The sequence below is a fragment of the Acidovorax sp. LjRoot129 genome, assembly GCF_964253765.1.
GTDB lineage: Bacteria > Pseudomonadota > Gammaproteobacteria > Burkholderiales > Burkholderiaceae_C > Acidovorax.
Window position 1 is genome coordinate 4,389,440 of sequence record NZ_CAXUSE020000001.1, and the last position, 12,152, is coordinate 4,401,591.

At 67.2% G+C, this 12,152-nt stretch carries 10 protein-coding genes; 6 read left to right on the plus strand and 4 right to left on the minus strand.

Features of this window, described 5'->3' with window-relative positions:
• Window positions 1-3: 3 nt before the first annotated feature.
• The 4 genes from ACSQ3Q_RS20130 to ACSQ3Q_RS20145 all read right to left on the minus strand — a co-directional run bounded on the left by ACSQ3Q_RS20130 (window position 4) and on the right by ACSQ3Q_RS20145 (window position 4,510).
• Window positions 4-810, minus strand: a complete 807-nt coding sequence (locus ACSQ3Q_RS20130; protein WP_436136098.1) for an alpha/beta fold hydrolase — start codon at window positions 808-810, stop codon at window positions 4-6.
• Entirely contained in the window at window positions 807-2,357 is a 1,551-nt protein-coding gene (locus ACSQ3Q_RS20135) for a benzoate-CoA ligase family protein (RefSeq protein ID WP_436136099.1), read from the minus strand. The genes ACSQ3Q_RS20130 and ACSQ3Q_RS20135 overlap by 4 nt, the downstream gene beginning before the upstream one ends.
• A gap of 66 nt (window positions 2,358-2,423) precedes the next feature.
• Window positions 2,424-3,974, minus strand: a complete 1,551-nt coding sequence (locus ACSQ3Q_RS20140; protein ID WP_436136100.1) for a 3,4-dehydroadipyl-CoA semialdehyde dehydrogenase — start codon at window positions 3,972-3,974, stop codon at window positions 2,424-2,426.
• Between the two features lie 68 nt (window positions 3,975-4,042).
• The gene (locus ACSQ3Q_RS20145; protein ID WP_436136101.1) at window positions 4,043-4,510 is read right to left on the minus strand and encodes a 4-hydroxylaminobenzoate lyase; all 468 of its coding nucleotides are present in this window, start codon (window positions 4,508-4,510) and stop codon (window positions 4,043-4,045) included.
• Between the two features lie 214 nt (window positions 4,511-4,724).
• Here ACSQ3Q_RS20145 and ACSQ3Q_RS20150 point away from each other — a divergent pair, with 214 nt between their 5' ends.
• The 6 genes from ACSQ3Q_RS20150 to ACSQ3Q_RS20175 all read left to right on the plus strand — a co-directional run bounded on the left by ACSQ3Q_RS20150 (window position 4,725) and on the right by ACSQ3Q_RS20175 (window position 11,943).
• Window positions 4,725-5,657: a helix-turn-helix transcriptional regulator gene (locus tag ACSQ3Q_RS20150; RefSeq protein ID WP_436136102.1), complete on the plus strand. Its 933-nt coding sequence runs from the start codon at window positions 4,725-4,727 to the stop codon at window positions 5,655-5,657.
• 195 nt (window positions 5,658-5,852) lie between these two features.
• The gene (gene boxC / locus ACSQ3Q_RS20155) at window positions 5,853-7,523 is read left to right on the plus strand and encodes a 2,3-epoxybenzoyl-CoA dihydrolase (protein WP_436136103.1); all 1,671 of its coding nucleotides are present in this window, start codon (window positions 5,853-5,855) and stop codon (window positions 7,521-7,523) included.
• Between the two features lie 122 nt (window positions 7,524-7,645).
• Window positions 7,646-9,073, plus strand: a complete 1,428-nt coding sequence (gene boxB / locus ACSQ3Q_RS20160; protein ID WP_436136104.1) for a benzoyl-CoA 2,3-epoxidase subunit BoxB — start codon at window positions 7,646-7,648, stop codon at window positions 9,071-9,073.
• A gap of 194 nt (window positions 9,074-9,267) precedes the next feature.
• Complete coding sequence (gene boxA / locus ACSQ3Q_RS20165; RefSeq protein WP_436136105.1) at window positions 9,268-10,563, plus strand: benzoyl-CoA 2,3-epoxidase subunit BoxA; 1,296 nt, start codon at window positions 9,268-9,270, stop codon at window positions 10,561-10,563.
• Between the two features lie 356 nt (window positions 10,564-10,919).
• On the plus strand, window positions 10,920-11,153 hold the full coding sequence (locus ACSQ3Q_RS20170) for a hypothetical protein (protein ID WP_436136106.1): 234 nt from the start codon (window positions 10,920-10,922) through the stop codon (window positions 11,151-11,153).
• A gap of 70 nt (window positions 11,154-11,223) precedes the next feature.
• On the plus strand, window positions 11,224-11,943 hold the full coding sequence (locus ACSQ3Q_RS20175) for a hypothetical protein (RefSeq protein WP_436136107.1): 720 nt from the start codon (window positions 11,224-11,226) through the stop codon (window positions 11,941-11,943).
• Window positions 11,944-12,152 lie beyond the last annotated feature (209 nt).

Sequence of the window (12,152 nt, forward strand, 5' to 3'; positions counted from 1 at the left end):
CTGTCAGCCCGGCTTGACTTCGCTGTCGGCAATGAACGCCACGGTGGCGGCAATCACTTCCGACGGCCGGTCGCGGTGCGGCGAGTGCCCGCAGTCGGGCAGCTCCAGGAGCCGCGTCCCTGGCACCGTCCGGGCGATGCCGCGGACCTGCTCCAAGGTGCCGTATTCATCGCCCTGGCCTTGCACGGCCAGCACCGGGGCGCGCACGGCGGCCACCTCCCGCTCGATGTTCCAGCTGCGAAACGCCGGGTTCAGCCAGATGCGGTTCCAGCCCCAAAAGGCAGAGTCTGGCTCGTCGTGGTAACGACCCAGCTTGTGCGGCAGGTCCGTATTCACATAAGCCAGCCGCGCCTGCTCGATGTTCTGGACCGTCACGTCTTCCACGAAGATGTGCGGGGCCAGGACCACCAGGCCGCGCACCGCCTCTGGGGCGAACGAGGCGTACAACAGGGCAATGGACGCGCCATCGCTGTGGCCAAACAGCCAGACCGGCTCGGTGATGCCCAGCGCGGTCATAAATGCCGGCAGCACCTCGTGCGCCTGGCGGTGCATGAAGTCGACGCCCCACCTCTCGCCGGCGTCGCGCGGCGTCGACCGGCCATAGCCGGGCCTAGAAAACACCAGGCCCCGAAAGCCCCCCGCCGCGCACAGCGCGTGCGGAAAATCCTTCCACATGGCCACCGACCCCAGCCCTTCGTGAAGGAACACCAAAAGCGGTGCATCCCGCCGGTCTGGTGCGATCCACTGGTATTCCACCTGCACCGGCCGGCCGCGCCAGTCGATGGTGGCGAATTCGCTGGCCGTGCTCATGCGCGGGCCTGCAGTTCACGCAGCCTGAAGCGCTGGATCTTGCCCGTGGCCGTCTTGGGCAGCTCGGGCACGAACTCGATGAAGCGGGGATATTTGTAGGGCGCGAGTTTTTCTTTCACAAAGGCCTTGAGCTCGTCCTCTGTGGCGGACTTGCCGTCCTTGAGCACCACAAAAGCCTTGGTCTTGGTGAGGCCGTCGGCGTCTTCCTTGCCGATCACAGCCGCCTCCAGCACGGCGGTGTGCTGCATCAGCGTGGCCTCGACCTCGAACGGCGAGACATAAATGCCGCTGACCTTGAGCATGTCGTCGCTGCGGCCTGCGTAGGTGTAGTAGCCGTCGGCATCGCGGGTGTACTTGTCGCCGCTTTTGGTCCAGCCGCCCTGGAAGGTGTCGCGGGTCTTGTCGCGGTTGTTCCAGTACATCAACGCTGCGCTGGGGCCGCGGATGTAGAGGTCGCCCACTTCGCCGTCCGGCACGCACTGCCCTTCTTCGCCGCGCAGCTCGACGTCATAGCCCGGCACGGGTTTGCCGGTGGTGCCGTAGCGGATGTCTCCCGGGCGGTTGGACAAAAAGATGTGCAGCATCTCCGTGGATCCGATGCCATCGATGATGTCGCAGCCGAAATGCGCTTTGAAGCGCTGCGCGATCTCGGCGGGCAGTGCCTCGCCCGCCGACGAACACATGCGCAGTGCCACGGCCGCGCGCGCTGGCAAGCGGGGCGATGCCAGCATGCCTGCGAACCCCGTGGGTGCGCCGTAGAACACCGTGGGCTGGTGCTCCACCCAGCGCTTGAAGGTCGCGTCGGGCGTGGGCCGCTCGGCCATCAGCACCACCGTGGCACCTACCGACAGCGGGAAGGTGAGCGCGTTGCCCAGGCCATAGGCAAAGTAGAGCTTGGCCGCCGAGAAGCAGACGTCCTGCTGCGTGAGGCCCAGCACCGGCTTGCCGTACAGCTCGGCCGTCCACCACAGGTTGCCCTGCGTGTGCACCGTGCCCTTGGGCTTGCCGGTAGAGCCCGACGAGTAGAGCCAGAAGCCCGGATCATCGGGCGTGGTGGGTGCTGGCGCGGCCAAGGCCGGTGCCTCGTTCAGCGCGGCCTCCAGGTCCCGCGCGCCGGCGTGCAGCTTGCCCACAGGCAGCGACACCAGCAGCGTCCCGACTTCGTGGGGTCCGCGCGCCATCGCTGCCGACAACACCGGCAGCAGCGCGCCCGACACCAGCGCCGCCTGGGCGCGGCTGTGGGCCAGCATGTAGGCGTAGTCGTCCACCGTCAGCAAGGTGTTCACCGCCACCGGCACCACACCGGCGTACAGACAGCCCAAAAAGCACACAGGCCAATCGCTGGTGTCGTGCATCAGCAGCAGCACGCGCTCTTCGCGCCGCAGGCCCGAGGCCACCAGCACACCGGCCAGCCGCCGGGCGCGGTCTTCCAGGTCGCCATAGCTCAGCCGGCCGCGGTCATCGATATAGGCGGTGCGCTCCGCATGGGCGCGGTTCAGGCTGAACAAGCGGTCCGCGAAGTTGAAGCGCTCTGGCAGGCGGGTCATGTCGATCTCTCCGTCGTTTTCGGTAAGGCACTGGGCCGGCAGGGCGCTCGCTCACTCGCTCAGGCGTCAGAGGCCGAGCGCGGCCAGCACAGCCGGGCTGGCCTGCACGGCACTGCGCTGGTGATAGAAGTCGAGCGCGCGCAGGCCGCCCAGCTCGGCGCCGCCGCCTGCGCGCCCTGGGCCGCCGTGCAGCGACATCGGCATCACGTTGCCGTGGCCTGTGTGGGCCTGTGCCACGTCGGGCGTGACCACGTGCACACGGCCGTGGCTGGCCGCCAGTTGCACAGCTGCCTGGGCCAACGCAGTCTCGTCGGCGCCATACAGCGACGTGACCAGCGACCCCTGCCCCCGCTGCGCCAGCGCCAGGGCGTGGTCCATGTCCCGGTAGGGCACCAGCGTGGCCACGGGGCCGAACACTTCCACGTCGTGCACCACCGCGTTCGCATCGGGGTCGCGCACGCCCAGCAGCACGGGGCCCATGCAGGCGGCCACCGCAGGGTCGGCGTCCACCAGCGGCTGCTGGCGGCCGTCGTGCAGGATCTCCGCGTGGGCGCTCAGCAGTGCCAGGCCCTCGCGCACCGCCTGCAGCTGCGCCGTGCTGACCAGTGAGCCCATGCGCACGCTGTCGTTGCGCGGGTTGCCCACCGTCACGCCTGCAAGCTTGGCGCCAATGGCCTCGGCCGCCGCGCCATACACGCCGGCAGGCACCAGGATGCGGCGGATCGCCGTGCACTTCTGGCCGGACTTGACGGTCATCTCGCGCACCACTTCGCGCACCAGCAGATTGAAGGCCTCGCTCCCCGGCGCCGCATCGGGCAGCAGAACGGCGCTGTTCAGGCTGTCGGCCTCGATGTTGGCGCGCACCGAGCGCTGCGCCACCGCAGGATGCGCACGGATGATGCCGGCCGTTTCCGCCGAGCCTGTGAACGAGACCACATCGAAGGGCTGCAGCTGGTCCATGAGCCCGGCCGAGCTGCCCGCAATGACGGACAGGGCTCCCGCCGGCAACACGCCGGCATCGACCACATCGCGCACCATGCGCTGCGTGAGCCAGGCGGTGGACGTGGCAGGTTTGACAATGACCGGCACGCCCGAGAGCAGCGCGGGCGCGGCTTTCTCCCACAGCCCCCAGGCCGCGAAGTTGAACGCATTGATGAACAGCGCCACGCCGCGCGCCGGCACCTGCAGGTGCTGCGACAGAAACACCGGCTCCTTGCCCAGCTTGATGGCCTCGCCGTCACGCAGCGCACGCACATCGCCCAGCGTTTCACCCCACTTGGCGTACTGCCCCAGCGTGAAGATGCCCCCGTCGATGTCCACGGCAGAGTCGTTCTTGACCGTACCGGAATTGGCCGTGGCAATCTCGTAGTAGCTGTCGCGGTGGGCCTGCAGCACCCTGACCACCGCGCCCAGCAGCGCTGCCCGCTCACGGTAGGTCAGCGCCCGCAATGCGGCGCCGCCGCGCTCGCGGGCAAACCGGAAGGCCTCGGGCAGGTCGAGCCCTGTTGCATCCACACGCACCAGGTCCTGGCCCAGCACGGGGTCTTTCAGCACGGTGCCCGGGCCGTGGCCGGTTTGCCAGCGGCCGGCAGCGTAGTTGGGCAGGAGTTCGGTCATGGCGTCTTTCTGGGGTGAGGCCGGCCCCTCCGCGGGGGCGCTGGCCATGTGTCGGGTGGGCTGCAGCCTCAGCGCGTGAACTGGATCTGCCCCTCGGGCAGCAGATAGAGCACCAGCGACCGGCCTTGGGCCACGGTGGGGCTATGGGCACTGCCCGGTGGGTACACACACCAACCGGCAGGATGGCCGTCAAACGTGGCGTCCCCTTCCAGCGGCATGATCAGGTCGATTTCGCCCAGCGGATGCGCATGGTGCGGGCCCGCGATGTCCTGCATGTCAACAACATCCACCGAGAAGCGCTGCAGCGCATCTTCTGCCTTGAAGACGCGGCCGTAGCGGATACCACCCCCTTCTCGCTCGCAGAGCCAGCCCTGCGCGATGCCGGCCAGGCACGCGGCCTTGATGTGCTGGTAGGCCGCACTGGTGGGGCCATGGGTCTGGTTGAGCCAGTCCTGCAAGGCGCCGTCCAGGGCGCGGCCCGCGATGTCCCGGGTCAGTTCGACCAAGGCCTGATGGAATGCAGCTTTTTCGGGCATGGCGACTCGCGGGTGACAGGGACAATAGGTGCAGCGCGCATGCTGCAGGTCCCGGTTCTTGTGGGATGAAGCGATGTGCAGTATCTTGCCTGCATGTGAACAATAAGTAATGTTTGATGTGATGTCAAGCACTATAGTGCATGAATAGTATTTTCGCTGAGCGGAGCACCTGCGCGCCGATGCTCCGCGCGGCGGGCTGTGAACGAGGACGAACATGAACGAACGAGAAGACACAGCGACCTCGGCGGGCGAAGGCGCGACGGAGCCTGCCGACGAAGCCCGCAACCCTCTGTTGGCTGCGCTCGGTGAGCGGGTGCGCAATCTGCGGGCGCAGCGCGGGCTCACGCGCAAGGCGGTAGCGAAGGCGGCCGACGTGTCGGAGCGGCATCTGGCCAATCTGGAATACGGCACCGGCAACGCCTCCATCCTGGTGTTGCAGCAGGTGGCGGGCGCACTGCACTGCTCGCTGGCCGAACTGGTGGGCGACTTCACCACCCGCTCGCCTGAAGGGCTGCTGATCCGCGAACTGCTGGAGCACCGCAGCGAGCCTGAACTGCGCCGTGCGCGCCTGGCATTGCACGAGCTGCTGAACAACGGTGCGGTCGACACGGCGCGCCACCGGCGCATTGCCCTCGTGGGGTTGCGCGGCGCGGGCAAGTCCACGCTGGGGCCGCTCCTGGCGCGCGATCTGGACGTGCCCTTCATCGAACTGAGCCGCGAAATTGAAACCCTGGCCGGCTGCAGCGTGCGCGAGATCCATGACCTGTACGGCACTACCGCCTACCGGCGCTATGAACGGCGGGCGCTCGAAGAGATCGTGCAGATCCACAGCGAAGTCGTGATCGCCACACCCGGCGGCATCGTGTCGGACCCAGCCACCTTCAACGAACTGCTGGCGCACTGCACCACGGTATGGCTGCGCGCCGCGCCCGAGGAGCACATGGGCCGCGTGCTCGCCCAGGGCGACATGCGCCCCATGGCCGCCAGCAAGGAAGCGATGGACGACCTGCGCCGCATCTTGGAAGGCCGGGCAGCGTTTTATTCAAAGGCTGACCTCACCGTCGACACCTCGGGCCAGAGCCTCGACCAAAGCCTGTTGCAGTTGCGCACGGGCGTGCGCCAGCTCATGGCCAACCGCCCCGACTGACGCGCAGGGCGCGCCGGGATGCTCCAGAGCGCGCGGTGCGTCCCGGCGCCCTGGGGCGCAGCCTCTCCCAACTTTCTAACCTCCTGCAAAAACTGAAGGATGCATTGACTTGCATAAAAACATGCAGCATGATGCACATCAATGAATTGGCAAATGCATTATTTTGCCTGTTAGTAGATTTGTTGGAGACGCCCCATGACCGCCCTGCCTACCACCTCTACCCGTGTGGACTACCGCACCGACCCTACGCAATACCGCCACTGGAAGCTCGCGGTGGATGGTCCGGTCGCCCGTTTGTCGCTCGACATTGCCGAAGACGGCGGCATCCGCCCCGGCTACAAGCTCAAGCTCAACAGTTATGACCTGGGCGTGGACATCGAGCTGCACGACGCGCTCAACCGCGTGCGCTTCGAGCACCCGCAGGTGCGCACCGTGATCGTCACCAGCGCCAAGGACCGCATCTTCTGCTCGGGCGCCAACATCTTCATGCTGGGTGTCTCCAGCCACGCCTGGAAGGTCAACTTCTGCAAGTTCACCAACGAGACGCGCAACGGCATCGAGGACTCCTCCAAGCACTCGGGCCTGAAGTTCGTCGCCGCCGTGAACGGCGCCTGCGCGGGCGGCGGCTACGAGCTGGCCCTGGCCTGCGACGAGATCGTGCTGGTGGACGACCGCTCGTCGGCCGTGTCGTTGCCTGAAGTGCCGCTCCTGGGCGTGCTGCCCGGCACCGGCGGCCTGACGCGCGTGACCGACAAGCGCCACGTGCGCCACGACCTGGCCGACATCTTCTGCACCAGCGTGGAAGGCGTGCGCGGCCAGCGCGCGGTGGACTGGCGCCTGGTGGACCGCATCGCCAAGCCGGCGCAGTTCGCGGCCGCCGTCGATGACGCGGCGGCGCGCCTGGCCCAAGGCAGCCCCCGCCCAGCCAACGCAAACGGCGTGGCCCTGACCCGCGTGGAGCGCGAAGAGAGCGCCGACAGCCTGCGCTACGCCCATGTCAGCGTCGACATCGACCGCATCCGCCGCACGGCCACGCTCACGCTAAAGGCTCCTACCGGCGCGCAACCCACGGACATCGCCGGCATCGAGGCCGCAGGCGCCGCCTGGTGGCCGCTGGCCCTGGCGCGCCAGCTGGACGACGCCATCCTGAACCTGCGCACCGACGAACTCGACATCGGCACCTGGCTGCTCAAGACCGAGGGCGATGCCCAGGCCGTACTGGCCAGCGACGCCACGCTGATCGCCCACCAAGGCCACTGGCTGGTGCGCGAGACCATCGGCGCGCTGCGCCGCACCTTTGCGCGGCTCGATGTGTCGTCGCGCAGCCTGTTCGCGCTGGTCGAATCCGGCTCGGCCTTCGCGGGCTCGCTGGCCGAGCTGGCCTTTGCCGCTGACCGCACCTACATGCTGGCCCTGCCCGACGATGCCGAGCGCGCGCCCAAGCTCACGCTCAACGAGTTCAACTTCGGGCTGCTGCCCATGGTGAATGACCAAAGCCGCCTGCAGCGCCGCTTCTACGAAGAAGCCGCCCCTCTGGAAGCCGCGCGCGCCGCGGCCGGCAAGCCACTGGACGCGGACGCCGCGCTGGCCCTGGGCCTGGTGACTGCCGCCCCGGACGACATCGACTGGGACGACGAGATCCGCATCGCCATCGAGGAGCGCGCCGCCATGTCGCCCGACTCGCTCACCGGGCTGGAGGCCAACCTGCGCTTTGCCAGCAAGGAAAACATGAACACCCGCATCTTCGGCCGCCTGACCGCCTGGCAGAACTGGATCTTCAACCGCCCGAACGCGGTGGGCGAGAAGGGTGCGCTCAAGGTCTACGGTACCGGTGAAAAAGCCGGCTTTGATCTGAACCGCGTCTGACCCTACCCCCCACCCAACCGATTGACCTCCCCACCCGTTCAGGCTGAGCTAGTCGAAGCCCTGCGCGAGCCTTCGACAAGCCCAGGCCGAACGGATATGAACCTCCACTTGAAGGACTGGCCATGAGCACGATCAACTACAGCGAGAAGATCCCCAACAACGTCAACCTGGGCGAAGACCGCACGCTGCAGCGCGCGCTCGAAGGCTGGCAGCCCAACTTCATCAACTGGTGGGACGACGTGGGCCCCGAGGGGTCGACCGACCACGAGGTGTACCTGCGTACCGCCGTGAGCGTGGACCCGCAGGGCTGGGCACAGTTCGGCCACGTGAAGATGCGCGACTACCGCTGGGGCATCTTCTTGAACCCGGGCGATGCCAACCGCGAGATCCATTTTGGCGACCACAAGGGCGAGAAGGCCTGGCAGGACGTGCCCGGCGAGCACCGCGCCAATCTGCGCCGCATCATCGTGACGCAGGGCGACACCGAGCCCGCGTCGGTGGAGCAGCAGCGCCACCTGGGCCTTACCGCGCCCAGCATGTATGACCTGCGCAACCTGTTCCAGATCAATGTGGAAGAAGGCCGCCACCTGTGGGCCATGGTCTACCTGCTGCACAAGCACTTCGGACGCGACGGCCGCGAGGAGGCCGAGGCGCTGCTGCAGCGCACCTCGGGCGACGTGGACAACCCGCGCATCCTAGGGGCCTTCAACGAGAAGACGCCCGACTGGCTGGCGTTCTTCATGTTCACCTACTTCACCGACCGCGACGGCAAGTTTCAGCTGTCTGCGCTGGCGGAGAGCGCCTTCGACCCGCTGGCCCGCACCACCAAGTTCATGCTGACCGAGGAAGCCCACCACATGTTCGTGGGCGAGTCCGGCGTCTCGCGCGTGCTGGCGCGCACCGCGCAGGTGATGAACGAGCTCAAGACCGACGACCCGGCCAAGGTGCGTGCCGCCGGCGCCATCGACCTGGGCACGGTGCAGCGCTACCTCAACTTCCACTACAGCGTGACCATCGACCTGTTCGGCGCCGACCAGTCGAGCAACGCGGCCATCTTCTACAGCTCGGGCCTCAAGGGCCGATACGAAGAAGGCAAACGGGGTGACGACCACATCCTCAAAGGGCAGACCTACAAGGTGCTGGAGGTCAAGGACGGACAGCTGCTGGAAAAGGACGTGCCCATGCTCAACGCCCTGAACGAGGTGCTGCGCGACGACTTCATCAAGGACTCGATGGCCGGCGTGGGCCGCTGGAACAAGGTGCTGGAAAAAGCCGGCATCCCCACGCGCCTGTGGGTGCCGCACAAGGCCTTCAACCGCCAGATCGGCGCGCTGGCCGGCATCAAGATGTCACCCGATGGCCGCGTGGTGAACGAGGTGGAATGGGCAGCCCGCAAGGCCGAGTGGCTGCCCACGCCCGAGGACTTTGCGTTCGTCGCGTCGCTGATGGGCCGCGTGGTGGAGCCGGGCAAGTTTGCCGGCTGGATCGCGCCGCCCGTGATGGGCATCAACCGCCAGCCGGTCGATTTTGAATATGTACGTTTTAACTAAGGCGATGCCATAGCGCCCGCATCAAGAACCTGGCCCCACCCGCTCGGGCTGAGCTTGTCGAAGCCTCGCGCGACGCTTCGACAGGCTCAGCGTGAACGGATTGCAGTGGTTGATGCCCGCTCGGCCAGCCAACATGTTGCGGATGCGAAGGCGGCGTGCTTCCAGGGGGAAGCCGCCATTTGCGGAAGAAGACCATGGACTCCACCACCACGCTGATCGACAACGGCATCCTGAAGCAGCACCTGATCGACCCCGAGATCTGCATCCGCTGCAACACCTGCGAGGCCACCTGCCCGGTGGGTGCCATCACGCACGACGACAACAATTACGTCGTGCGCGCGGACGTGTGCAACGGCTGCATGGCCTGCATCTCGCCCTGCCCCACGGGCTCCATCGACAACTGGCGCGCCATGCCGCTGGCGCGGGCCTACAGCATCGAAGAGCAACTAACGTGGGAAGAGCTGCCCGCAGAGCTCTCGCCCGAGCAGCTCGCGGCCGAGGGCGTGGCAACGGCGGCCCTCAATGCCGCCGCCCAGCAGCCCGCGCAATCCGCAGCGGCTGCAGTGGCAGAAGAACCTGGCGCACAGACTTTCAACTCGGCCCAGTACGGCGCCACGGTGCCGCCCTGGTCGGCCGCGCACCCGTATACCAACCTCTTCCCGCCCAAGAGCCCAACGGCGGCGACCGTGGTGGGCAACTTCAACTGCACCGAAGCGGGGTTCGAGAGCGAGACGCACCATGTGGTGCTCGACTTCGGCAGCATGCCGTTCCCGGTGCTGGAGGGGCAGTCCATCGGCATCATCCCGCCGGGCACCGATGCGCTGGGCAAGGCGCACCACGCGCGCCAGTACTCCATCGCCAGCCCGCGCAACGGCGAGCGGCCCGGCTACAACAACCTGGCGCTCACGGTGAAACGCGTGACCACCGACCACGACGGCAACGCCGTGCGCGGTGTGGCGTCCAACTACGTGTGCGACCTGAAGGTAGGCGACACGGTGCAGGTGGTGGGGCCGTTTGGCAGCTCGTTCCTGATGCCCAACCACCCGCGCTCGCACATCGTGATGATCTGCACCGGCACCGGCAGCGCACCCATGCGTGCGATGACCGAATGGCGCAGGCGGCTGCGCAGCAGCGGCAAGTTCGAGGGCGGCAAGCTGCTGCTGTTCTTCGGCGCGCGCACCCAGCAGGAGCTGCCCTACTTCGGCCCGCTGCAGAGCCTGCCCAAGGATTTCATCGACATCAATCTGGCGTTCTCACGCACCGCCGGGCAGCCGCGCCGCTACGTGCAGGACCTGATGCGCGAGCGCGCCGCCGACCTGGCCGCGCTGCTGCGCGATGGCAGCAGCCACTTTTATGTGTGCGGCCTCAAGAGCATGGAAGAAGGTGTGGTGATGGCGCTGCGCGACATCGCCACCGCCAGCGGGCTGGACTGGAGCCAGGTGGGCGCAGCCCTCAAGCGCGAAGGCCGGCTGCACCTGGAGACTTACTGACGGCTGCGCCGCCGAGGCTCGGCGTTGCTGCGGACGGGCTGGCGCGGCTGGGGGTCGTCGCCATTCCAAAAATATGGTCAAAATCGGCCCCAGCGCTTGATTCATAAGCACTTATAGCTATTGTTTTTATAGCACTCTGCATTTTTTGCATTCAGGGCTGGCGACCCCTGCCCTCGCACGCCAAGCCGCAACCCTTTGCGCAAAGGCACCGCAAATCTCGCTCATCGTCTGGCCGCTGGAGGACAACCGCCGACCCGCGGCATAGGACAGCGCCTACAGAAATCGCAAGGCCTCCTTTGACAATGAATTCATGCACAACCACCGTGCACGTTTTCGTTTCTTCCGAGGAGGCATTCATGCCCAACGACATCGACCCCCAGGCTGGCGACGGCTACAGCGACGACAGCCAAGCCCGCAACAGCTCCGCGGGGAGCCGCCAGCAAGCCCAAAGCACTCACAGCCCCGGCCGCGGACCATCGGGCCAGCCCGGCGAGTCAGGCCCGGCCGGGCCAGCCGGCAGCAGCGGCAGCCAGGCGGGGCAGCAACTGCAGGGCGACACATCCCAACGCACCTCTCAAGACCAGCGCTGACGCTGCAAGCAGCCGCGCGAGCACCGCGCGCCAGACCGGCACGCGTGGCCAACACATCAGGAGAACCGACATGGGCTATCGGGACAGCGAGGACAGCGGCGCAGCCGGACAAGGCCCGGCGCGCGAACACGACACCAGCCGGTACGCAGAACACAGCGCCCGTGGCAGCACGGAGAACGGGGCCGAAGCGCCGGGTGGCGGCTACGGCACCCGCTTTGCCGATCGCCCGGAGCATTACAGCGAGGGTGGCCCGTCCGGTCCGCGCGGCGTGGTGCATGACGATTACCGTGGCGACGCGGGGCTGAGCGCGCGTGCTCGCGAAGGCGGGCGGGACCGCTTGCCACAGGATGTGGAACGTTTTCAGGGCGGAAGCGGCTACCGCGCTGACGCTCGGCAGGCCGCCCCGCACGACGGCATGGACAACGACTACCGCGACTACCAGGAACTGGAGCGCGCAAGCTACGCCTGGGGCAGCGAGGGCCGGGCCGGCAGCAGCCAGCACGGCGCCCCACCGGGTCGCGCCACCCACCACGACCCCGACTACCACCAGTGGCGCGAAGAGCAGATGCGATTGCTCGACGAGGACTACCGTGCCTGGCGCAAAGAGCGGTACCAGAAGTTCTCGGAAGACTTCAACGCCTGGCGCGCAGCGCGGAACGCCCGTCCGAGCCCTGGTGGCACGTCTGGTGTGTCCAGCCCCACCGGGCCCGTAGCGCAGCCGGGCAGCGGGGAGAACAACGCCAACACGCCCAACCCTCCCACGCGCGGCCTGACGGACGAAGCGGGCTGACCGAAAGGTTTTTGCTGAAGTTCTGAAGCTGGTTGCAGACCTGGCTGCATGGGCAGCACCATTCGCCGATATGAAATTGGCGCGATCCCCCTGCCGCCTAGCACCCAGGATGAGGTTTTTCCGCGCCGACTCCCGGGCCACCTCCGCCGGCGGTTTTCATAGCGCCCTGCGCACCAGCCGGCACGTGGGCCCGGCGCCCGCTGCGGCCC